We start from the raw sequence: 22877 nt of genomic DNA on the forward strand, positions 1-22877 counted from the left end.
ACGAGACCAGTGAGTGCTGCGACGACGCGAAGCCGTACCCCGCGTACCCCCGCCCCCGACCGCCTGTGCGCCGAGGCGGTAGAACTCGCCCGAGCGGCGGCCGAGGAGGCCGCCTTCCCCGGCGTGGTGGGCGAGCACGTCTCCGCCGTGGCGGAGGGCGACCGGGTCGTCACCCATTTCTTCGAGGCCAAGGAACCGGGCTACCGGGGCTGGCGCTGGGCCGTCACCGTGACCCGCGCCTCCCGCGCGAAGAACGTCACCCTCGACGAAACGGTGCTGCTGCCCGGCGAGGACGCCCTCCTGGCCCCCGAGTGGGTGCCGTGGAGCGAGCGGCTGCGCCCCGGCGACATGGGCCCCGGCGACCTGCTGCCCACCGACGCCGACGACCTGCGGCTGGAGCCGGGCTGGTCGGACGAGGACGCGCCGCCGCCGAACTCGGTGGTCTCCGAGGAGATGGCCGAACTGGTCGAGGCGGAGGACGCCGACGTCACCGACCGCGTGGTCGTCCCGGCGCGCGGCTCCATCACCTCAGTCGCCGAGGAACTGGGCATGCGGCGCAGGCGGGTGCTCTCCCGCTACGGGCTGCACAGCGCGGCCGACCGCTGGGACGACTCCTTCGGCGCGAAGACCCCGATGGCCCAGGCGGCGCCGGCGTCGTGCGTGTCGTGCGGCTTCCTGGTCGCGATCGGCGGCTCGCTCGGCCAGGCCTTCGGTGTCTGCGCGAACGAGTTCTCGCCGGCCGACGGCCGGCTGGTGTCCCTGTCGTACGGCTGCGGAGGCCACTCGGAGGCCGCGGTCATGCCGAAGCCGCTGCGGCCGGCCCCGCCGGTCCTCGATTCGATGGCCTCGGACGACTTCCCCCTGCGCCCCGCCGTCCAGACCCCGGACACGGGCTCCGTCCCCGTCTCGGACCTCCCGGCGGAGGACCTCGGCCACTCGTAGCCGCCCCCGCTGCCCTGCCTCCGCCCCCGGCCCGGCCCCCGCGCCTCAAGCGCCGGCGGGGCTGGGGTGTGGTGCGGATGGCTGGCCGGGGACGGGATCGCCGGCGCACCCCCGTACACCGGCCCGCAGAGCGCGTACGCTCGGCCCATGGGGGACGACACGGACATGGTGGGAATGACCGGCCGGGTGACCGGGACGGTCGGCCCGGGACTCGTCGGCGAGGTCATCGTCCGGATCCGCGGCGGGGCCGAGCACTTCCTCGCGCACCCGGTCGCGGGGACCGGACGGCTGGCCGTCGGGACGGTGGTGACGGTGGTCGAGTACCTGCCGCCGCGCACGGTGTACGTGATGGCCGCCTACGACAACTGACCCTGACCGGCGGGGCGTCCGTATCAAGATGGCGACAAGACTGATCCGGCCACTTCTCCCGGGGGCCGGTACAGGCGCACACTCGCCCTCGGCGGTGTCGAACGGCACCGCGATAAGGGGGCGTTGCCGGTGACTATCGGCGTCGTGGCGGGAATCGTTCTCGCCGCAATCGTGGCTTTGATCGGCCTGTTCAAGCTCATGTGGCGGGTGGCCGAACCGAATGAGGCACTCGTCATCTCCGGGTCCGCGCACAAGACCGAGGGCATCGGCGAGGGCATGGGGTTCCGGATCGTCACCGGGCGCGGGACGCTCGTACTGCCGGGCGTACAGGCGGTGCGCAAACTGTCCCTGGACCTCAACGAGACCCAGCTGTCGGTGGACTGCGTCACGCACCAGGGCATCCCGCTGCGCGTCAAGGGCGTGGTGATCTTCAAGGTCGGCGACGACCTCGTCTCCATAGCCAACGCGGCGCGCCGCTTCCTGGACCAGCAGAAGATGATGCCCGAGCGGGTGCACATCGTCTTCGCCGGCCATCTGCGGTCCATCGTGGGTGGATTGACGGTCGAGGACATGATCCGCGACCGGGAGAAGCTGACCGGGCAGACCCGGATGGCGTGCGGTACGGAGATGGAGAAGCTCGGCCTGATCGTCGACTCGCTCCAGATCCACGAGATCGAGGACCCGACCGGCTACATCAAGAACCTGGCGATGCCGCACGCGGCCGCGGTGCAGCGGGACGCGCGGATCGCGCAGGCGGAGGCAAACCGGCTGGCGACGGAGGCCGAGCAGGCCGCCTCGGCGCGGATGGCGGAGGCGACGCGCGACAGCGAGATCCTCCAGGCCGGCTACCAGGCGGAACGGGACAAGGCGGCGGCGACCGCCCGGCAGGCGGGCCCGCTCTCCGAAGCCGCTGCCCGCCAGGAGGTCGTGGTCCAGGAGACCCGGGTCGCGGAGCTGGAGGCGCACCGGCGCGAGCAGCAGCTCCAGGCGGACGTACGCAAGCCGGCGGACGCGGCGGCCTATGAGACCCGGACCCGGGCGGAGGCGGAGCGCGACGCGCGGATCTCGGCGGCGCAGGCGAAGGCGAAGGAGACGGAACTGGCGGCTGCCGCCGAGGCGACGCGGGTGACGACGGCGGCGGCGGCCGACGCGAAGGCCACGGAGGCCCGTGGCCTGGCGGCGGCGACCGCGACCCGGGCGACGGGCGAGGCGGAGGCGGCGGCGACGCAGGCGAAGGGCCTGGCGGCGGCCGAGTCGGCGAAGGCGAAGGGTCTCGCGGAGGCGGAAGCGATCAAGGCCCGGGCGGCGGCGCTGGCGGAGAACCAGGAGGCAGTGGTCGCGCAGCAGCTGGCCGAGAACTGGCCGGCGATCGTGGAGGCGGGTGCGGGTGCGTTCGGGAACGTGGAGCACATGATCCTGCTGAACGGGGCGGAGGGCATGTCGGAGATGTTCGCGAAGGCGCTGACGATGGGCGGCACGGGCCTCGGCCTGGCCCGCCAGCTCCTCTCCACGATGTCCCCGCCCCCCGCCGCCGCCCCTGCCGGCGGCACGGCGAACGGCCGCATCCCCATCCGCGAGGAGTAACCCCTACCCGGCGTGGCGCCGTTGCCGGGGCTCAGCCCCGGACCCCGCGCCTCAATCGCCGGCGGGGCTGAAGTTGCCGTGCGGGCAGCAGCCGCACCAACCCCTCCGGCCCTTTGCGGTGTGGAGGGTGCGGCGCCGCTGCCGGGGCTCCGCCCCGGATCCCGCTCCTCAACGCCGGCGAGGCTGGAATTGCCCCAGCCAGGCGGACGGCAGCAGCCACATCCAGCCCCTCCGGCGTTTGAGGAGCGGGGTGCGGGGCGGAGCCCCGGGCTTTGAGCCGCAGACAGCCGGCTTCGCCGGGCACATTCAGCCTCGCCGGCGTTTGAGGCGCGGGGTCTGGGGCGGAGCCCCAGGACGCGGGCCGCAGGTTGCTGCGGAGCGGGGGCCGGGCGGAGTCCCGGGTGCTGGGGGCGGGCGGGCGGGCCGGGCTACTTCGGGGTCCGGCGGCGGAACAGTCGCCTGGCGACGACCACCAGTGCCAACCCCCCCGCCAGAACAAGCGCCCCCTTCGTAAAGCTCCCCTCCCCGCCCGGCGCGACCGCGGCCGGAGCGCCCGGCTGCGGGGCCGCCGAGGTCGCGCCCTGCGGGGTCAGCGGGACCGCGATGACCGGGCTCGCCTCGCCCTCCGCGCCGAACATCAGCGCCGACCCGTCCGCCGCGTACGTCACCGACTCCGCCTGCCCCTGCCACGGCGCGTCCACCCGCTCGCCTTCCCCCTCCGGCCGCCCGTCCTTCCACCCGTACGTACGGGCCGTGAAGTACCCCCGCAGCGTCAGCCGGCTCCCGTCCGGCGAGAACGCCCCGTCCGTCACCCACGGCACGTCCGCGACCCGCCGGAACACGTTCGCCCCGGACGCCGAAAGCTGCTCAGGGCCCTCGTACAGCCCGCCCTTGCTCTCGTTCTTGCTCGCGATGTACACCCGCCCCGTCACCGGATGCACCATCAACGCCTCCGCATTCCGCGGCCCGTCGGCGTACCGCACCGTGAACTGCACCGCCTTGATGGTGGCATCGGCCAGTTCCTTCGGCTCCGGGAAGCGGTAGATCCAGACGTGGTCCCAGGTGCCGTCCCGGTTGTCGCCGATGTCCCCGACGTACAGCTGTCCGTCCGGCCCCAGCGAGATCGCCTCGATGTCCCGCGGCTTTCCGATCCCCGTCAGCGTCACCCGGGCCACCGTCTTGCCCGTCGCCGAGTCCACCGCGTACACGTACGGGCCGTCGTCGCTGTCGTTGTGCGTCCAGTAGACCCCCGGGTGGATCCGGCTGGCCGCCAGCCCGCTCGACTCCTTGATCCGCGGGTCGGTGATGGTGAAGGACGAGGCCGCGGGCGCCGGCGCCCCGGCCGCGAAGGCCGCTCCCTCCGGCGACAGGACGACGAGGACGGCGGCAAGCACGGCGGCGGGGCCGGCGGCAAGGGCGGCGGAGGACGGCAGCAGGCGCATCCCCCCAGCCTGCCAGCCCGTGCGGCGTGTCCGGCATCACAACGGTGCCTGTCGCGTCATCCGCGATGATGACCGGATGCGTTTCATGTTCGTCGGTGACTCCATGACCATCGGACGCGCCGGCGACTACACCTGGCGCTATCGGATGTGGCAGCACCTGAACTCCACCCCCGGCGGCCCCTACGAGATCGTCGGCCCGCGCAGCGAGCTGTACGACACCTCCGCGGACGCGCCCACCAGCCACGCCTACGCCGACCCCGGCTTCCCGCCGGACGCCCGCCGGCACCTGGCGGGCTGGGGCGAGGGCTGGCAGCACATGGCCCCCCTCATCGGCCCCGCCGCCCGCGCGGGCCGGGCCGACGTCCTGCTCGTCTCCCTCGGCCTGATAGACCTCGGCTTCTACACCGCCGCCGACGAGACCGCCGCCAACGCCCGCCGTTTCATCGCGGCCGCGAGGGAGGCCCGCCCGGCCGTCCGGATGGTCCTCCTCCCCGTCATCCCGAACGTCCGGGCCGAGGAGGACGCCCCCTTCGCGGCCGAGGTGGCCCGGTTCAACGAACTGCTGGCGAAGGCAGTCGCCGACCTGACGACCGCCGCCTCGCCGATCCTGCTGGCCGCGCGCCCGGACGCGTACGACATCCACCAGGACACCTACGACGGCACCCACCCCAACGCCTCCGGCGAGCACCGGCTGGCGGGGGAGTTCGCCGCGGTCCTGCACCAGGCGTGGGGGATCGGCGGGCCCTACCGCCGCCGGTGACGACCGGCAGGAGGCTCTTGCTTCGAGTGCACTCGAAGCAGTTGGCTTGGGGCCCATGAAGTACACGCAGCTCGGACGCACCGGACTCAAGGTCAGCCGACTCGTCCTCGGCACGATGAACTTCGGTCCGCAGACCGACGAACCCACCAGCCACTCGATCATGGATGCCGCGCTCGGCGCGGGCCTGAACTTCTTCGACACCGCCAACGTCTACGGGTGGGGCGAGAACAAGGGCCGCACCGAGGAGATCATCGGCACCTGGTTCGCCCAGGGCGGCGGCCGCCGCGACAAGACCGTGCTCGCGACGAAGGTCTACGGCTCCATGTCCCGCGAGGGCGAGACCTGGCCCAACGACGACCGGCTCTCGGCGCTGAACATCCGACGGGCCGTCGAGGCGAGCCTCAAGCGGCTCCACACCGACCACATCGACGTCTACCAGTTCCACCACATCGACCGCCGGACCCCCTTCGAGGAGATCTGGCAGGCCGTCGACGTACTCATCCAGCAGGGCAAGATCCTCTACGCCGGATCCTCCAACTTCCCCGGCTACAAGATCGCCCAGGCCAACGAGGCGGCCGCCCGGCGCGGCGGCGTCGGCCTCGTCAGCGAGCAGTGCCTCTACAACCTGGCCGAGCGGCGCGCGGAGATGGAGGTCATCCCGGCCGCCCAGGAGTACGGCCTCGGGGTCATCCCCTGGTCCCCGCTCCACGGCGGCCTGCTCGGCGGGGTCATCAGGAAGGAGACCGCGGGCGGCCGCCGGGCCGAGGGCCGGTCCGCGGACGCGCTGGCCAACAGTGCGGTACGGGCGCAGGTGCAGGCGTACGAGGACCTGCTGGACAAGCACGGCCTGGAGCCGGGAGAGACCGCGCTGGCCTGGCTGCTGACCCGGCCCGGGGTGACCGGCCCGATCGTCGGGCCGCGCACGGCCGAGCAGTTGGAGAGCGCGCTGCGGGCCTTGGAGCTGGAGCTGGGCGACGAGCTGCTGACGGCCCTGGACGAGATCTTCCCCGGTCCGGGACCGTCCCCGGAGGCCTTCGCCTGGTGAGCGGCTAGCGGTGAGCGGCTAGCGGCGGCCGCCTACTGCCCGACGGCGGCCGCCACGGCCACGACGACGAACATCAGCACGAGCACACCGGCCATCACACGGTTTCTGGTCTTGGGATCCACCCGTCGAGCCTAACGCGGCCGCCGGACACCCGAGCACCGCCCCCTCAGCCCTCCAGGGGCCAGGACCCGACGGTCTCGTAGCGGGGCTGTTCGCGGGGCACACCGCTGACGGGCAGGTGGCTGCGGACGAGGCTGAGCGTGCCGACCTGCCAGGGCGTGCCCTCGAAGCCGGCGAGGGCCTCCAGGTACGGGCGCAGGTGGGTGGAGGCGTCGTGGCTGCGGGCCAGGGTGACGTGCGGGGTGTACCGGCGGTGCTGGTCCATCGGCACCCCGGCCCGCCGGGCGGCGGCGTCGGCCCGCTCGGCGAGCATCCGCAGGGCGGGGAGGTCCCCGGCGGCCCCGGTCCACAGGGCGCGTTCCCCGAAGTGCCCGGAGCCGTGCAGGCGCAGCGTGAAGGGGGCGGTGTGGTGGGCGGCGCGGGCGAGCCGGGTGTGGAGTTCGGGGAGCACGTCGTCCCGTACCTCGCCCATGAAGGCGAGCGTGAAGTGCCAGGCGGCCTCCGCGGCCCACGTCAACCGGTCGTCCCGCAGCGGCCGCACCGCTTCCCGCAACTCGGCCACGGCCGCCTCGGGCGGCAGAACGGCGGCGAACAGTCTCATCCCCCGAGCCTAGCGGCGCCGCCGCCCGCGAGCAGTCCCCCTCGCGCCCCCGCCCCGGGCCCCGCGCAGCGGGAACGGCAGCGGCGCCGCACACGAGTTCCGCGGGGCCCCGCGCAGCGGGAACGGCAGCGGGGGTGGCTACGCGGCAGTCACCAGCTGCCGCCGGGCAGCCGGTACGAAGGCCACCCCGCGCCGGTTCACCCGCACCCGGAGGTTGCCCACCCGGGCCAGGACCACCGCGATGGCGACCCCGGCGGCCAGGGAGACCACGCCGCCCGCGGCCATGCCGATCCGCGCGCCGTACGTGTCCGTGATCCAGCCCATCAGCGGGGCACCCAGCGGGGTACCGCCGGTGAAGACCATCATGAACAGCGCCATGACCCGCCCCCGCATCTCGGGGTCGGTCGCCATCTGCACGCTGGAGTTGGCCGTGACGTTGACCGTCAGGCCGAAGATCCCGATCGGCACCAGCAGCGCCGCGAACAGCCAGAAGCCGGGCGCGAGGGCGGTCACGAGCAGCAGCACCGAGAACAGCACGGCCGCCGCCACCAGCAGCCGCAGGCGGGACAGTCCGCGCCGGGCCGCGAGCAGGGCGCCCGCCAGGGAGCCGGCCGCGATCAGGGTGTTGAAGAGCCCGTAGGTGCCCGCGTCCCCGTGGAACACGTCGCTCACGAACGCCGACAGCCAGATCGGGAAGTTGAACCCGAAGGTCCCGATGAAGCCGACCAGCACGATCGGCCAGACCAGCTCCGGCCGGCCGGCGACGTAGCGCAGGCCCTCGCGCAGCTGTCCCTTGGCCCGCGGCTGCGGCTCGACCGGGTGCAGCTCGTGCGCCCGCATCAGCAGCAGGCCGGCGATGGGCGCCGCGAAGGACAGCCCGTTCAGCAGGAAGGCCCAGCCGGAGCCGACGGCGGTGATCAGCACACCGGCGATCGCCGGGCCGACCAGCCGCGCGGACTGGAAGTTGGCCGAGTTCAGGCTGACGGCGTTGGCGACCTGGTCCTTGCCGACCATCTCGGAGACGAAGGTCTGCCGGGCCGGGTTGTCCACGACGGTGACCAGGCCGAGCAGGAAGGCGGCGAGGTAGACGTGCCAGACCTGGACGTGTCCCGCCAGGGTGAGCACGGCCAGTGCGACGCCCGTCAGGCCCATCGCGCTCTGGGTGGCGATCAGCAGCGGCCGCTTGGGCAGCCGGTCGGCGAGTACGCCTCCGTAGAGGCCGAACAGCAGCATCGGCAGGAACTGCAGCGCGATGGTGATGCCGACCGCGGAGGCGGAGCCGGTCAGGGAGAGGACCAGCCAGTCCTGGGCGATGCGCTGCATCCAGGTCCCGGTGTTCGAGACGACCTGGCCGGTCGCGAAGAGCCGGTAGTTCCGGATCTTCAGCGAGCTGAACATCGAGTTCTTGCCCGCGGATCCAGCGGATCCAGCGGATCCAGCGGATCCAGCGGTTGCAGCGGTTGCAGCGGTTGCGGCGGATGCCGCGGTAGTGGTGGTGGATGTGTGGCCGGGTGCGGAGTCTGCTCCGGTTCCCGTACTCAAAAGCGTTCGCCTCCTGGCGTCGTTCCTTACAAGTGCGCGAGCTTCTCCAGGACGGGCGCGGCGTCGCGCAGCTTGGCCCACTCGTCCTCGGTCAGCTCGGCCGCGAGCCCGGCCAGGAAGGCATTGCGCTTGCGGCGGCTCTCTTCGAGCATCGCCTCGGCTGTCTCCGTCTGGCGGACCACCTTCTGGCGGCGGTCGTCGGGGTGCGGCTCCAGCGTGACCAATCCCTTGGCCTCCAGCAGCGCGACGATGCGTGTCATCGACGGCGGCTGGACGTGCTCCCGGCGGGCCAGCTCGCCGGGCGTGGCCTGGCCGCAGCGGGCGAGGGTGCCGAGGACCGACATCTCGGTCGGGCTCAGCGACTCGTCGACGCGCTGGTGCTTCAGGCGCCGGCCCAGTCGCATGACGGCGGAGCGGAGATCGTTCACGGCGGCAGCGTCGTCGCCATGGGAGAGGTCATGCATGTCTTTAGAATAACTCATTACTCTAGCTAAGGAAAACGCGTTAAAGGGGGCCACGGGTCGGCGTCACTCGTACGGGTGAGTTGGGCGCGAAAAGCGACACGCGTCCACACCGTCTGCCCCGACTCTTTCCGACATGGGGACACATGTGCTGAGCATGCGCATAGACGGGGAGCTCCTCGACAGGCTCCGGACTCATGCCGCCAAACGCGGAATGAGCGTCCAGGACTATGTGGTCCGGACGCTCATTCGCGATGACTTCGACGAGCGCTTCAAGGCGGCCGTCGACGAGACGGAGAAGTTCTACGGGCTGACGTAAGCCCGCGAGGTGCGTGCCCGCGCGGCGGCGGCGCGGGTTCCTACGTGAGGCCGAGGGCCGGCATCGCGTAGTAGAAGACGAACACCGCCGACACGATGTACATGGCCACCGGGACCTCGCGTCCCCGGCCGGTCGCCAGGCGCAGCGCGCAGAAGCTCACGAAGCCGATGCCGATGCCGTTGGTGATCGAGTAGGTGAAGGGCATCATCACCATGGCCAGGAAGGCCGGGACGGCGATGGTGAAGTCGCTCCAGTCGATGTCCTTGACCGAGCCCGCCAGGATCAGGAAGCCGACCGCCACCAGGGCGGGGGTGGCCGCCTGGGACGGGACCACGGTGGCGAGCGGGGTCAGGAACAGCGCCACGGCGAAGAGGCCGCCCGTCACGACGTTCGCCAGGCCGGTGCGGGCGCCCTCGCCGACCCCTGCCGTGGACTCCACGAAGCAGGTGGTGGCCGAGGAGGAGGTCGCGCCGCCCGAGGCGACGGCCAGGCCGTCGACCAGCAGGACCCGGTTGATCCCGGGGAATTCGCCGGTCTTCTTGTCGATCAGCTTCGCCTCGTCACCGACACCCAGGATCGTGCCCATGGCGTCGAAGAAGCAGGACAGCAGCACGGTGAAGACGAAGAGGACGCCGGTCAGCATCCCCACCTTCCCGAAGCCGCCGAACAGGCTGACCTGGCCGACGAGCCCGAAGTCGGGCGCGGCCACCGGGTTGCCGGGCCACTCGGGGACGGTCAGGCCCCAGGCGGTGGCGGGCAGCTGCGTGATCAGCTGGACGGCGACCGCGATGACGGTCATCACCACGATGGAGATCAGGATCGCGCCCGGCGTCTTGCGGATCAGCAGGGCGAGGGTCAGCAGCACGCCGACGACGAAGATCAGTACGGGCCAGCCGAGCAGGTGGCCCCCCGTGCCGAGCTGGAGCGGGACGGTGGTGTGCGCGAGGTCGGGGATGCGGGTGACGAAGCCCGAGTCCACCAGGCCGATCAGCATGATGAACAGGCCGATGCCGATGGCGATGCCCTTGCGCAGGCCGAGCGGGACGGCGTTCATGACCCGCTCGCGCAGACCGGTGGCGACCAGCAGCATCACGACGAAGCCGGCCAGGACCACCATGCCCATGGCGTCGGCCCAGCTCATGCGGGGGGCGAGCTGGAGAGCGACGACGGTGTTGACGCCGAGGCCGGCGGCGAGCGCGATCGGGACGTTGCCGATGACACCCATGAGGAGGGTGGAGAAGGCGGCCGTCAGGACGGTCGCGGTGACGAGCTGGCCGCCGTCGAGCTGGTGCCCGTACATGTCCTTCGCGCTGCCGAGGATGATCGGGTTCAGCACGATGATGTAGGCCATCGCGAAGAAGGTCGCGAAGCCGCCGCGGACCTCGCGGGCGATGGTCGAGCCGCGCTCGGAGATCTTGAAGTAGCGGTCCAGTCCTCCGGAGGCTTCCTTGGGGGAAGGGTCCGGGAGGGTGGGCGTGGAGGCGGGGGCCGGAGTGCTCATACGGTCCTCATTGGGTGGTTCATACGAAGAAAAGGGCCTCGCCCAAGTCGTTTCAGTATGAACACATGAACGAAAGGGCGTCCATCTCCGCGCGTAGACCTGGGAACCGCGCACCTAGACTTGGGGCATGGCCAAATGGACCCCCAAGCACGAGGCGCCCGAGCCCCTGGAGGGCCCGATCGTCGCCACCGTCACCGGCGGCACGATCCTGTGGTTCGCCCTGTTCGTGGTCCAGCTTCCCTTCTACGGCTGGTTCGCCGACCGGGACCTGCTGTGGTGGGTCTGGACCTGCGCGGCCGGCGGCTTCCTCGGCCTGATCGGCATCTGGTACGTCCGCGGGCGCGACGCGGCCCTCAAGCGGCATGCGGCGGAGGCCAACGCCGAGGCCAACGCCGAGGCCGGGGCCGGGGCCGGGGCCGGGGCCGGGGCCGGGGCCGGCGCCGGGGTCGATGCCGATGCCGATGCCGATGCCGAAGCCCGAGCGGCGCAGCCGGACCAGCCCTAGCCTCAGCCGACGGGGCCGGCTTTGCGCGGGAGCTCCCTACCAGGGGACGATCCGGGTCATCCCGAACTCGGATCTTCCGACTTTTCGGCGGGTGAAGCCCCGGAACGCCCTTTACCGTCGAAAGCATGACGCAGCGGGCGAGGATCGACCACGACGGGCCAGAGCCGCCCGGCACCGGCACCGGCACCGGCACCGGCACCGGCACCGGCACCGGTAGCGGCACCGGTAGCGGCACCGGAACCGACACCGACTCCGGCGCCGCCATCGACGCAGGGGCCGAGCTGGATCCGGTGCACCCGGTGAAACCGCCGGCCCCGCTGTTCAAGCCGGGTGGCCTGACCACCGCCGAGGTCGCCGAGCGCGTCGCGCGCGGCGACGTCAACGACGTCCCCGTCCGCAGCAGCCGCTCCACCGCCGACATCGTCCGCGCCAACGTCTTCACCCGCTTCAACGCCATCATCGGCATCCTCTGGGTGATCATGCTCTTCGTCGCGCCGATCCAGGACAGCCTCTTCGGCTTCGTGATCATCGCGAACACCGGCATCGGCATCATCCAGGAACTGCGCGCCAAGAAGACCCTCGACGGCCTCGCCGTCATCGGCGAGGCCAAACCCAGCGTCCGCCGCGACGGCCGCACCGCCGAGATCTCCACCTCCGAGATCGTCCTCGGCGACGTCATCGAACTGGGACCGGGCGACAAGGTCGTCGTCGACGGCTCCGTCGGCGAGGCCGACGGCCTGGAGATCGACGAGTCCCTGCTCACCGGCGAGGCGGACCCCGTCCTGAAGAAGCCCGGCGACCAGGTCATGTCCGGCTCCTTCGTGGTCGCCGGCGGCGGCGCGTTCACCGCCACCAAGGTCGGCCGCGCGGCCTACGCCGCACAGTTGGCGGAAGAGGCCTCCCGCTTCACGCTCGTCCACTCCGAGTTGCGCTCCGGCATCTCCACCATCCTCAAGTACGTCACCTGGATGATGATCCCGACCTCCATCGGCCTCGTCATCAGCCAGCTGGTCGTCAAGGACTCCAACCTCAAGGACTCCCTCGCCCGCACCGTCGGCGGCATCGTGCCGATGATCCCCGAGGGCCTCGTCCTCCTCACCTCCGTGGCCTTCGCGATCGGCGTCATCCGCCTCGGCCGCAAGCAGTGCCTGGTCCAGGAACTCCCCGCCATCGAGGGCCTCGCCCGCGTCGACGTCGTCTGTCTCGACAAGACGGGCACCCTCACCGAGGGCGGCATGGATGTCACCGAGCTGCGTCCGCTCGGAGGCGCGGAAGCCTCGTACGTCGAGAGGGTGCTCGGCGCCCTCGGGGAGTCCGACCCGCGCCCCAACGCGAGCCTCCAGGCGATCATCGACGCCTATCCCGACAGCGCGGAGTGGCGCTGCACCGAGTCGCTGCCCTTCTCCTCCGCCCGCAAGTACAGCGGCGCCAGCTTCAGCGAGGGCGACGGCGAGAACAACACCTGGCTGCTCGGCGCCCCCGACGTCCTCCTCCCCGCCGGGGACCCGGCCCTGGAGGAGATCAACGACCTGAACGAGCAGGGCCTACGGGTCCTCCTGCTGGCCCGCTCCGCCCGCGAACTGGACGACGCGGCCGTCGCCACCGGCGTCCGGCCCACCGCCCTGGTCGTCCTGGAGCAGCGGCTGCGCGCCGACGCCGCCGACACCCTGCGCTACTTCGAGGACCAGAACGTGAGGGCGAAGGTCATCTCCGGTGACAACGCGGTCTCCGTCGGCGCGGTCGCCGGCAAGCTGGGCCTGCCGGGCGCGGAGAACACCGTCGACGCCCGCAAGCTCCCCGCCGAACAGAGCGACATGGCGGGCGCCCTCGACGACAACTCCGTCTTCGGCCGCGTCACCCCGCGGCAGAAGCGGGACATGGTCGGAGCCCTCCAGTCCAAGGGCCACACGGTCGCGATGACCGGCGACGGCGTCAACGACGTGCTCGCCCTCAAGGACGCCGACATCGGCGTCTCGATGGGCTCCGGCTCGGAGGCCACCCGCGCCGTCGCCCAGATCGTCCTCCTCAACAACAGCTTCTCGACCCTCCCCTCGGTCGTCGCCGAGGGCCGCCGGGTCATCGGCAACATCACCCGGGTGGCCACCCTCTTCCTCACGAAGACGGTCTACTCGGTGCTGCTGGCCGTCCTGGTGGTCTGCTCTCAGGTCGAATACCCCTTCCTGCCCCGCCACCTGACCCTCCTCTCCACGCTCACCATCGGCATCCCGGCCTTCTTCCTCGCCCTGGCCCCGAACAAGGAGCGCGCGAAGCCGCACTTCGTGAAACGGGTGATGCGCTACGCCATCCCCGGCGGCGTCATCGCGGCGACGGCCACCTTCATCACCTACCTGATCGCCCGCGCCCACTACACCGGCCCCGACTCCCTCAAGGCCGAGACCAGCGCCGCCACCCTGGCCCTCTTCCTCACCTCGATGTGGGTCCTGGTGATCATCGCCCGCCCGTACACGTGGTGGCGCGTCGGCCTGGTCGGCGCCATGGCCGGCGCCTTCCTGATCGTCCTCGTGGTCCCCTGGCTCCAGGACTTCTTCCAGCTCAGGCTGGAGGGCGTCACGATGCCGTGGATCGCGGTCGCCATAGCTGCGGCCGCCGCGACCCTGATCGAGTTCACCTTCCGATGGGTGGACCACAAGTTCCCGGCGTAGCCGCTGAGCTGGCAGGTTCACCCTTGAGGGCATCGACAGACGACTCAGAGGAATCCATACTCGAATTATGGGAACCAAAAAGGTCACGATCACCTTGCCTGACGAGGTGATGGAGTACATCAAGGGGCATGTGGACGCCCGCGGCGTTTCCGCTTACGTGACAGCGGCTGTAGAGCACAAGGTCGCGATGGACAAGTTGTGCGGGCTGTCGGACTTCCTGGACGAGGAGTACGGGCCGCTTACCGACGAGGAGCTCCGCGCTGCGGACGCTCGCTTCGACGCCATGGACGCTTGGCACGCCGAACGCAGACACGAAGGCGAGGTGGACCCGCTCGCGGGGAAGGCGGCTGCATGACTCCGCGAACCCCGCCAGGTCCGATTCCGAGGCCGCGGACTCTCGTGCTCGATTGTGAGGCGCTGTCCCTGGCTGTTCGCGGCGACCACGACGTGCGGGCAATGATCAGGCGGTCGCCCAACCGCCACATGCGAGTGGTCACCTCGTCGCTCACGACGCTGGAGGCATGGGACCCGAGGGCCGGTGTTCGTCAGGAGGCATGGGACTGGGCTTTGTCGAGCGTGGACATCGTTCACCCTAACGACGAGATCATCGGGGTGGCCCGCTCCCTTCTGAAGAAAGCGGGCCTGCACGGCCACAAATACGCGATCGATGCCGTATTGGCAGCCACCGCTTTCGTCGCCTCGCGGCGAGGCAACATGGTGAATGTCCTTACCTCTGATGTGGACGACATGAAGCGCCTCCTTGGCGCGCACCCCATCAGCATCGAACCCGTCTAGGCCGTGTTTTAGAACTGGCTGTCGGATCTCGCCTTATGCCGTGATGATCACGGTGTGGGGCGAGGGGATCTTTCTGACGAGCAGTGGTCGGTGTTGGAGTCGTTGTTGCCGGTGGCGGGACGGGGCGCAAGCGGCGCGGGAACTTGGGCGGCCGGCCGCCGGCCTTCGGCCGGGAGGACTACAAGGCCCGGCATGCGGTCGAGTGCGGGATCAGCCGGCTCAAGCAGCACCGGGCGGTGGCCACTCGTTATGACAAACTCGCCGTCCGCCTCGAGGCCGCCGTTCAAATCGCGGCGATCCACCAGTGGCTTTGAACCACCGGCCATCGGCCCGGCCGTGCCATGCTGGCCACCGGTATTCAGCAGCTCTCAGGGGGAAACGGTGGCCGCCAGGTACTACTGCGCCGACAGCGAGAACGGCGACCACGTCGAGGACCCGTCGGAGGACGCCCTGTTCATGCTGGTCGGCGATCTCAACGACAGTGACAACACCTTCGTCGTCATCCAGCCCGACGAGGACGACCCCCTCTGGTTCGCCTCCGTCACCGTCCTGGACGAGGGCGGATACGAGGTCGTCCGCCGCGATACCACCCGCCGCGAGCACGACGTCACCGTCGAGAGCGGCAGTGACCGCATCGCGGGCGACCTCACCAAATGGCTAGCCGCCCGCGACTTCCAAAACACGGCCTAGTCGAACCAGCGGTCGCGGGCCAGTTCCGCCGTGCGGGACGGGTCTTCCAGGAGGGCGGCTACCTCGAAGCGGCGGGGCCACTGGGATGCGGCCCAGGCCAGGCCTGCCGCTACGCCTTCCAGGGTGGAGGCGTGGAGGGTGCCGTCGGGGGTGTGGCGCCAGTCGAGTTCGGTGCCGCCCGCGATCAGTTCCTCGTGCTCGATGTAGGTCCGGGGGGTCGACGGGCCCAGCAGGAGGAGGACGGACTCGGGTACGTCGTGCTCCTCACCCGGGGTGGTGACCGCCGCCGGGACCGTCTCCGAGAGGCGGCGGACTTGGAGGAGGTCCGCCAGGTCCGCCGCCCGGGACGGGGTGACCGGGAGGAGGGGGAGGCCGGCCGTGAGGGGGAGGAGGTCGGGGGCGTCGGCGATGACCGCGTCGGCCGCGTCCACCACCAGGACCTCGCCGTCCACCACCGCGCGCAGCTCGTCCGGGAGGGTGACCTGCTCGGGGTCCAGGTCGGCCAGGGCGGTGTACAGGCCGTGCAGTTGACGGCCCGTCACCTCGCGGTCCGGGTCGGCGAGGCGGGCCAGGAGCTCGGCGGCGCCGCCGGGTTCGTCCAGGAGGGCCGGCACGGTGGTCCGTACGCCCAGGGCCCGCAGGACCTGCTCGTCCTCGAAGCCCGTGGCGTCCGCCGAGGTGTAGAGGCCCTCCAGCAGCGGGTCGCCGCCCGCCGCGCGCAGGCCCGCCGGGCGGCGGCCGTCGAGGACCGGGTGGTCGCGCAGCCACCAGGCGGTGTACGGGCGCACGGACTGGGTGGTGCCGTCCGGGAGCAGGATCCGTACGGGCTGGGTCAGGGCGTCCCGGAGCGGGGGCTGGGCCAGCATCGCCAGGGCCTGGGGCCAGCAGTCGTCGTCGACGAGGTCGAGGTCGCGGACGGCGACCAGTTCCGTGGCCACCGGGGGGACGGGCAGGTCCGGCAGCTGGTCCAGTACGTCTTCGCACCAGACGTCCACCGCGTCCAGCAGGCCCGCGTCGTCCGGCTCGGCGAAGTCGCCCTCGCGGGGCTCCAGTTCGTCCGGGTCGAGGACCAGGTCCGTGGCGCGGACCAGCTGGAAGGTGGCCAGGACCCCGCAGGCGGTGAGGGTGTCGGCGTCCCAGCGGGAGGCCAGCTCGGCGTCCAGGTAGGGGATCTCGTCCTCGCGGACCACCGAGGCCAGGGGGCTGCCCGGCAGGAGGAGTTCGCCCGCCGGGGTCAGCTCGCCGTCCTCGTCGGGGAGGGCGAGCGCGCCCAGCCAGGGTTCGTCGCCCGGTGCCAGGCCCGCGTCGCGGACCAGGCCGAGGACCACCTCGGCCAGCTCGTCGGCGTCCAGGGTGTCGGCGTCCTCGTCCCAGATCTCCCCGGCGTCGAGGGAGGCGGCGACGGCGGCCCGCACCTGCGGGGTGGTCAGCACCGCCCGCGGCGTGGCCGGCAGGGCTCCGAGCTTCTCCAGCAGCGGGTGCGCCGCCTCCGGGTGGGCCACCTTCAGCCCCAGCCGGGCCAGGCTCTCGGGGGTGTCCGCGTAGGGGAGGAGGATGTGGCGCGGGCCGATCGTCGTGCGGCCGTCGGCCAGCGGTACGGGGAGGCCGGACAGCCGGTCGGGGTCGACCCCGGCGAGGCTGTCGTAGAGCCGGTACCACCACTCGGGGGTCCGCTCGATGCCCGCGATCCGCTCGATGGCATCGCCCAGCGGCAGCCGGCCCACGCCCAGGGTGCGCAGCTCGGCGCGGCGCTCCAGGCCGGCCGGGAGCAGGGTCGGCAGGACCTCGGAGAGGACCCGTACGGTGTCGGCGCCGGCGCCCTCCACCACCTCGGCCTCGAAGGGGCGCAGGGCGCTGCGCTCCTCGGCGTGCTCGGGCGGGGCGGCGGGGGCCAGGAAGGCCGTACGGGGGAGGCGGTCGAGGACGGCGGCGCGCAGGGCGCCGTCCAGTGCGCCCTTGCCGAGCCGGCCGGGGACCAGGTCGACGAGGGCGGTGCTCACCGGGTCCCAGGTGCCGAGCAGCTCGGCGTACGCGTCGGCCGCGCGCTCCACGAGGAAGTCGGTCAGCGGGCCCGGCGCGGGATGCCGGCGGGTGGTGTCCAGCGGCAGGGTCGCGATGAGCAGGGCCGGGATGCCGAGGGGTTCGTCGGTGGGGGTCGGCGCGTGCACCACGGGCGCGGTGGCCGGGCGCAGCGGAGCCCCTTCGGCGTCGACGGGTACGGCCCAGGACACCGACCAGGCGGGCCGCAGGCGCTCCTCGACGGGCCGGTCGGCGAGCAGGGCGCGGGCGATGGGGCCGCCGTGGCGGACGGTGCGCCAGCGGTTGGTGCCCGTACGGGAGTCCTCGATGACGGTGTACGGGCCCTCGTCGCTGCGGTGGAGGGTGCGGGTGCCGCCCGCCGGGGTGTCCACGATGACCTCGTGCAGCCCGGGGAGGGTGAGGAGGAGGGCGTCGTCGATGCCGGTCAGCAGCCGTTCCACGAGGTCCTCGGCGGCGGCGTCGCGCAGCGGGAGGACCACGACGGTGTCGTAGCCCTCGGGGGCCGTGCCCTCGGCGGGCAGCGGGAGGCGCAGCAGCGGTACGTGGCCGTCGCGGCGGCGCAGTTCGTCGCCGAGGCCGGGGCTGCCGACGGCGGCGCCCCGGGCCAGCTCGCGGGCCTCGGCGAGGGACCAGCGGACGCCGCCGTGGCGGCCGAGGACGGCGGGCTCGTCGCAGACCGCGAGGACGGCGGCGAAGCCGACGCCGAAGCGGCCGACGGTGTCGCCGGAGCCGGAGCCGGAGCCGGAGCCCCCTGTGGCGTCCCCCGAGGTGTCCCGCGAGGCGTCCCCCGAGGCGTCCCGCTTGGCAGAGGCGCGCAGGGTGGACAGCGACTCCACGCCGGTCGCGTCCAGCGGAGCGCCGGTGTTGGCGACGGCCAGCACCGCCCGCCCGCCCGCGCCGCGGTCCGCCGGGTCGGCGGGGTGCAGGGTGAGCCGCAGCCGGCCCGGAACCCGGGCCCGGGCGGCGGCGTCGGCGGCGTTCTGCGCCAGCTCGACGACCAGCCGGTCGCGGTAGCCGCCGAGTGCCAGGTCCTCCTCGGCGTTGGCGTCCTCGCGGAACCGCGACGGGCCCGCCCCCCACGCGTCGAGCACCCCGCGCCGCAGCCGGGCCGTGCCGAAGGGGTCCACGCCGCTCTGGGCCGCCGTCACTCGCACGTTCACGCCGCTGCCTCCAAGAAGTGCCGGGCCTGGAACGCGGCCCTGAACTCCCGAAGGTATCGCGGCCGGACCCGCGGAGCCCGGCCGGTGCGCCGCAGCCGCTCCAGCGCGCCCGGCCGCCGCGGCCGGCGGTCAGGGGCGGAGCACGAGAAAGCCCCCGGTGACGGCAAGTCACCGGGGGCTGTGCATCCGAGGGGTTACGACGGTCAGAGCTTCTCGATCACGTAGTCGACGCAGGCCGTCAGCGCCTGCACGTCCGCCGGGTCGATCGCCGGGAACATCGCGATACGGAGCTGGTTGCGGCCGAGCTTGCGGTACGGCTCGGTGTCCACGATGCCGTTGGCGCGCAGCACCTTGGCGACCGCCGCCGCGTCGATGTCGTCCGAGAAGTCGATCGTGCCGATGACGGCGGAGCGCTTGTCGGCGTCCGCGACGAACGGAGTCGCGTACTTCGACGCCTCCGCCCAGCCGTACAGGTTGCGCGCGCTGGCCGCCGTACGGCCGGTCGTGAACTCCAGGCCGCCCTGGCTGTTCATCCACTCCAGCTGCTCGTTCAGCAGGAAGAGGGTGGCCAGCGCCGGGGTGTTGTACGTCTGGTTCTTCAGCGAGTTGTCGATCGCCGTCGGCAGCGAGAAGAACTCCGGGATGTGCCGGCCGGAGTCGTGCACGCGCTGCGCGCGCTCCAGGGCGGCCGGGGAGAACGCGGCCAGCCACAGGCCGCCGTCCGAGGCGAAGGACTTCTGCGGGGCGAAGTAGTAGACGTCGGTCTCGGTGATGTCCACCGGCAGACCGCCGGCGCCCGAGGTCGCGTCCACCAGGACGAGGGACCCGTCGTCGGCGCCCGCGACGCGCTTGATCGGCGCCGCGACACCCGTCGAGGTCTCGTTGTGGGTGTACGCGTACACGTCCACGCCCGCCTCGGCCACCGGCTCGGGGTGCGTGCCCGGCTCGGAGGAGATCACGGAGGGCGCTTCCAGCCACGGTGCGAGCTTCGCGGCCTTGGCGAACTTGGAAGAGAACTCGCCGAAGGTCAGGTGCTGGGACTTCTGCTCGATCAGCCCGTGGGTCGCGATGTCCCAGAAGGCGGTGGAGCCGCCGTTGCCCAGGATCACCTCGTAGCCCTCGGGGAGGGAGAAGAGGTCCCGGAGACCCTGGCGCACCGAGCCGACCAGGTTCTTGACCGGGGCCTGGCGGTGCGAGGTTCCGAGCAGGGAGGTTCCGGTGGCGGCGAGGGCGTCCAGCGCCTCGGTCCGCACCTTGGAGGGGCCCGCGCCGAAGCGTCCGTCGGCGGGCTTGATGTCAGCGGGAATCTGGATCTCAGCCACGAGCGGAGCGTATCCGGTCGCGGTCCGTGCTTTGGACCCGCGTCCACCCGATGAGACGCCTACGGGTGGTGGCAGGGTGGTCGCGTGACGTCATCCGGGGCATCCCTGCGCGAACTCGAACGGACCTTGCGGGCGGAGCTGCGCGGGGAGGTGGATTTCGGCGCCGCGGCGCGGGCGCTGGTGACCATGGACGCCTCGAACTACCGGCGCGTCCCGGTCGGGGTCGTCGCCCCGCGCGACGCCGAGGACGTGGCGGCCGCGCTGCGCGTGTGCGCCGGGGCCGGGGTCCCGGTCGTGCCCCGGGGCGGCGGGACCTCCATCGCGGGCCAGGCGACCGGGGTGGGCGTGGTCCTCGACCTCACCCGGCACATGAACGCCCTGGTGTCCGTGGACCCGGCCGCCCGCACCGCCGTCGTCCAGCCGGGGCTGGTCTTGGACCGGCTGCGGGACGCGGTGCGCCCGTACGGGCTGACCTTCGGCCCGGACCCTTCCACGCACTCCCGCTGCACCCTCGGCGGCATGATCGGCAACAACGCGTGCGGGGCGCACTCGGTGGCCTGGGGGACCACCGCGGACAACGTGGCGGAGCTGGCGGTGACGGCGTACGGGGGCGGCGTCCACCGGATCGGGACGGGCTGGTCGGGGGCGCCGGACGGGCTGGGGGAGCTGGTGGCGGCTAACCTGGCGGTGCTGCGGACCGGGATGCCTCCCGCCTTCTCGCGGCGGATCTCGGGCTACGGAGCACTGGACGCGCTGCTGCCCGAGCGCGGGGTGCAGCTCGCCCGGGCGTTCTGCGGGAGCGAGGGCACGCTCGGCGTGGTGACGGAGGCGGTGGTGCGCCTGGTCGAGCTGCCGCCCGCGCCGGTCCTGGCCGTCCTCGGGTATGCGGACGAGAGCGCGGCGGCGGACGCGGCGGCGGGGCTGCTTCCGTACGGCCCGCTGACGGTGGAGGGCATGGCGGAGGACCTGGTCAGGACGACGGCCACGGCCACAGGCGCGGCCACAGCCGCCGCCGGGCTGCCGCGGGGCCGGGCCTGGCTGTTCGTGGAGATGCCGGAGGAGGGCGGTGCGCGCGCGCTCGTACGGGCCGCCGACGCGCTCGACGCGGTGGTGGTCACGGACCCGGCGGGGCAGCGGGCGCTGTGGCGGATCCGCGAGGACGCGGCGGGCACGGCGACGCGGATGCCGGAAGGGGGGATGGCCTGGCCGGGGTGGGAGGACTGCGCGGTGCCGCCGGCCCGGCTGGGGGCGTACCTGCGGGATTTCCGCGCCCTGCTGGCGGCGCACGGGCTGCGGGGGACACCGTACGGGCACTTCGGCGAGGGCTGCGTGCACGTACGGATCGACTTCGACCTGGCGTCGGCGAAGGGCGTGGCGGGCTTCCGCGCGTTCTCCTCGGAGCTGGCGGACCTGGTCGTCGCCCACGGGGGCTCGCTGTCGGGGGAGCACGGGGACGGCCAGGCGCGGGCGGAGCTGCTGCCGCGGATGTACCGACCGTCGGTCATCGCCCTCTTCGGCGCGTACAAGGACGTGTGGGACCCGGCGGGCGGGATGAACCCGGGGATGCTGGTCCGGCCGGGGCGGCTCGACGAGAACCTCCGCTTCGAGGTGCTGCCGGACTCCTCTCTGGCGGGGGAGGTGGCGAAATGCGTCGGCGTCGCGAAGTGCCGGTCGACGCAGGTGGCCGGCGGACCTGCGGTCATGTGCCCGTCGTACCGGGCCACGGGGGAGGAGCAGCACTCCACGCGGGGGCGGGCCCGGCTGCTGCACGAGATGCTGGCGGGCGAGGTGATCACCGGCGGCTGGCGCTCGCCGGAGGTCGCGGAGGCGCTGGACCTGTGCCTGGGCTGCAAGGGATGCCTCAGCGACTGCCCGGTGGGCGTGGACATGGCCACCTACAAATCGGAATTCCTGCACCACCACTGGGCGGGCCGCATCCGCCCCCTGTCCCACTACACCCTGGGCGGCCTCCCGTCCTGGCTCCGCCTGATCGCCGCCCTCCGCCTGCCGGCCGCGGCGAACGCGGCGGCCCGGTGGGTGGGGGTGCCGGGTCTGACACGGGACCGGCCCTTGCCTGCCCTGGCGTCGGAGCCGTTCACCCGGTGGTGGCGCAGCCGACGCCGGGGGGAGGCGGCGGCAGAGCAGGCTCGCCGGGTCCCGGGGGCACCGGAGGATCCGGCCGCGCCGGCGTTCGAGGCGCGGGGTCTGGGGCGGAGCCCCGGTTTCGGGAAGGGGCGGGGCGGGGGAAGCCGCCCGCAGGGCCCCGCCTCCGCCTCCGCCTCCGCCCCCGCGGTCACGCTCTGGCCCGACACCTTCACCGAGTACCTGTCCCCCCGGACCGGCCGCGCAGCGGTGCACGTGCTGGAGGCTGCCGGCCTGACCGTGGGCCTGCCCCGGGGGCGCGTGTGCTGCGGCCTGACCCATCTCTCCACCGGCCGCCTCGACCGCGCCCGCAAGGTCCTGCGCCGCACCCTGGACGCCATCGGGGACGTACGGGCTCCCGTGCTCGTCCTCGAACCCAGCTGCGCCGCCGCCCTGCGCACCGACCTTCCCGCGCTGCTCCCCGACGACCCCCGCGCGCCCCGCCTGGCCGCCGCCGTCCGGACCTTCGCCGAGACGCTGGAGGAGTACGCCCCCTCCTGGCAGCCGCCCCGAATCGACCGGCCGGTCGTCGGCCAGACCCACTGCCACCAGCACGCGGTTCTCGGCGACGCCGCCGACCGGCGCCTGCGCGAGCGCGCCGGCCTGACCGGCGCGCTCAGCGGCGGCTGTTGCGGGCTCGCCGGGAACTTCGGCTTCGAGCCGGGCCACCACGCCGTGTCCGTGGCATGCGCCGAGGAGCAGTTGCTGCCGTCCCTCCGCGAAGCCCCGCAGGACGCGCTGGTCCAGGCGGACGGCTTCTCCTGCCGTACGCAGATCGCCCAGCTGGGCGGCGGGATCCGGGGCCGCCACCTGGCCGAACTCCTGGCGGAGGGGCTGTGAGGCAGCTCGCTGTAAGGCAAGACCTGCAGCCACA

At 72.6% G+C, this 22877-nt stretch carries 19 protein-coding genes and 1 pseudogene; 13 read left to right on the top strand and 7 right to left on the bottom strand.

The features are described from left to right. The first annotated feature begins 9 nt into the window (after window positions 1-9). The 3 genes from J7E94_RS05330 to J7E94_RS05340 all read left to right on the top strand — a co-directional run bounded on the left by J7E94_RS05330 (window position 10) and on the right by J7E94_RS05340 (window position 2895). Entirely contained in the window at window positions 10-942 is a 933-nt protein-coding gene (locus J7E94_RS05330; RefSeq protein WP_215012789.1) for a DUF3027 domain-containing protein, read from the top strand. Window positions 943-1089: 147 nt separating this feature from the next. Next, entirely contained in the window at window positions 1090-1311 is a 222-nt protein-coding gene (locus J7E94_RS05335; RefSeq protein WP_215012790.1) for a hypothetical protein, read from the top strand. A 123-nt stretch (window positions 1312-1434) separates the two neighbouring features. Continuing rightward, a complete protein-coding gene (locus J7E94_RS05340) occupies window positions 1435-2895 on the top strand; it encodes a flotillin family protein (protein WP_251056174.1) in 1461 nt (486 codons plus the stop codon). A gap of 428 nt (window positions 2896-3323) precedes the next feature. On the opposite strand, the gene J7E94_RS05345 is transcribed toward J7E94_RS05340, so the two are convergent. Beyond that, complete coding sequence (locus J7E94_RS05345; protein WP_215012794.1) at window positions 3324-4337, bottom strand: WD40 repeat domain-containing protein; 1014 nt, start codon at window positions 4335-4337, stop codon at window positions 3324-3326. 76 nt (window positions 4338-4413) lie between these two features. On the opposite strand from J7E94_RS05345, the gene J7E94_RS05350 reads away from it, so the two are divergent. Further along, complete coding sequence (locus J7E94_RS05350; RefSeq protein WP_215012796.1) at window positions 4414-5097, top strand: GDSL-type esterase/lipase family protein; 684 nt, start codon at window positions 4414-4416, stop codon at window positions 5095-5097. A gap of 55 nt (window positions 5098-5152) precedes the next feature. Continuing rightward, window positions 5153-6142 (top strand): aldo/keto reductase, encoded by a 990-nt coding sequence (locus J7E94_RS05355; RefSeq protein ID WP_215012797.1) that lies wholly within the window; start codon window positions 5153-5155, stop codon window positions 6140-6142. Window positions 6143-6308: 166 nt separating this feature from the next. Here J7E94_RS05355 and thpR read toward each other — a convergent pair whose 3' ends face one another. The 3 genes from thpR to J7E94_RS05370 all read right to left on the bottom strand — a co-directional run bounded on the left by thpR (window position 6309) and on the right by J7E94_RS05370 (window position 8869). After that, a complete protein-coding gene (gene thpR / locus J7E94_RS05360; protein WP_215012798.1) occupies window positions 6309-6863 on the bottom strand; it encodes an RNA 2',3'-cyclic phosphodiesterase in 555 nt (184 codons plus the stop codon). A gap of 138 nt (window positions 6864-7001) precedes the next feature. Further along, window positions 7002-8405, bottom strand: a complete 1404-nt coding sequence (locus tag J7E94_RS05365; RefSeq protein ID WP_215012799.1) for an MFS transporter — start codon at window positions 8403-8405, stop codon at window positions 7002-7004. A 26-nt stretch (window positions 8406-8431) separates the two neighbouring features. Then, on the bottom strand, window positions 8432-8869 hold the full coding sequence (locus J7E94_RS05370; RefSeq protein ID WP_215012800.1) for a MarR family winged helix-turn-helix transcriptional regulator: 438 nt from the start codon (window positions 8867-8869) through the stop codon (window positions 8432-8434). Window positions 8870-9002: 133 nt separating this feature from the next. On the opposite strand from J7E94_RS05370, the gene J7E94_RS05375 reads away from it, so the two are divergent. Then, complete coding sequence (locus J7E94_RS05375) at window positions 9003-9185, top strand: hypothetical protein (protein WP_030156886.1); 183 nt, start codon at window positions 9003-9005, stop codon at window positions 9183-9185. A 40-nt stretch (window positions 9186-9225) separates the two neighbouring features. Here J7E94_RS05375 and J7E94_RS05380 read toward each other — a convergent pair whose 3' ends face one another. Then, window positions 9226-10686, bottom strand: a complete 1461-nt coding sequence (locus tag J7E94_RS05380; RefSeq protein ID WP_215012801.1) for an NCS2 family permease — start codon at window positions 10684-10686, stop codon at window positions 9226-9228. Between the two features lie 127 nt (window positions 10687-10813). Here J7E94_RS05380 and J7E94_RS05385 point away from each other — a divergent pair, with 127 nt between their 5' ends. The 6 genes and pseudogenes from J7E94_RS05385 to J7E94_RS05410 all read left to right on the top strand — a co-directional run bounded on the left by J7E94_RS05385 (window position 10814) and on the right by J7E94_RS05410 (window position 15339). After that, window positions 10814-11191, top strand: coding sequence for a DUF2530 domain-containing protein (locus J7E94_RS05385; RefSeq protein ID WP_251056175.1), 378 nt, complete (start codon window positions 10814-10816; stop codon window positions 11189-11191). Window positions 11192-11316: 125 nt separating this feature from the next. Continuing rightward, complete coding sequence (locus J7E94_RS05390) at window positions 11317-13854, top strand: cation-translocating P-type ATPase (protein ID WP_251056176.1); 2538 nt, start codon at window positions 11317-11319, stop codon at window positions 13852-13854. 67 nt (window positions 13855-13921) lie between these two features. Further along, complete coding sequence (locus tag J7E94_RS05395) at window positions 13922-14209, top strand: hypothetical protein (protein ID WP_215012802.1); 288 nt, start codon at window positions 13922-13924, stop codon at window positions 14207-14209. Between the two features lie 44 nt (window positions 14210-14253). Beyond that, entirely contained in the window at window positions 14254-14649 is a 396-nt protein-coding gene (locus J7E94_RS05400; RefSeq protein ID WP_308344587.1) for a hypothetical protein, read from the top strand. 125 nt (window positions 14650-14774) lie between these two features. Beyond that, window positions 14775-14963, top strand: a pseudogene (locus tag J7E94_RS05405) (IS5/IS1182 family transposase); the annotation flags it as partial. A 67-nt stretch (window positions 14964-15030) separates the two neighbouring features. Then, a complete protein-coding gene (locus tag J7E94_RS05410; RefSeq protein ID WP_215012805.1) occupies window positions 15031-15339 on the top strand; it encodes a hypothetical protein in 309 nt (102 codons plus the stop codon). Here J7E94_RS05410 and J7E94_RS05415 read toward each other — a convergent pair. Further along, the gene (locus J7E94_RS05415) at window positions 15336-18539 is read right to left on the bottom strand and encodes a molecular chaperone Hsp90 (protein WP_215012807.1); all 3204 of its coding nucleotides are present in this window, start codon (window positions 18537-18539) and stop codon (window positions 15336-15338) included. The two genes, J7E94_RS05410 and J7E94_RS05415, sit on opposite strands and share 4 nt — an antisense overlap. Before the next feature lie 203 nt (window positions 18540-18742). Then, window positions 18743-19861, bottom strand: a complete 1119-nt coding sequence (serC, locus tag J7E94_RS05420) for a phosphoserine transaminase (protein ID WP_215012809.1) — start codon at window positions 19859-19861, stop codon at window positions 18743-18745. Window positions 19862-19966: 105 nt separating this feature from the next. Between serC and J7E94_RS05425 the strand changes: the two genes are divergently transcribed. Next, window positions 19967-22843, top strand: coding sequence for an FAD-binding and (Fe-S)-binding domain-containing protein (locus J7E94_RS05425; RefSeq protein ID WP_215012866.1), 2877 nt, complete (start codon window positions 19967-19969; stop codon window positions 22841-22843). The last annotated feature ends 34 nt before the right edge of the window (window positions 22844-22877 follow it).

This window comes from Streptomyces sp. ISL-94, assembly GCF_018614075.1.
Classification (GTDB): domain Bacteria; phylum Actinomycetota; class Actinomycetes; order Streptomycetales; family Streptomycetaceae; genus Streptomyces.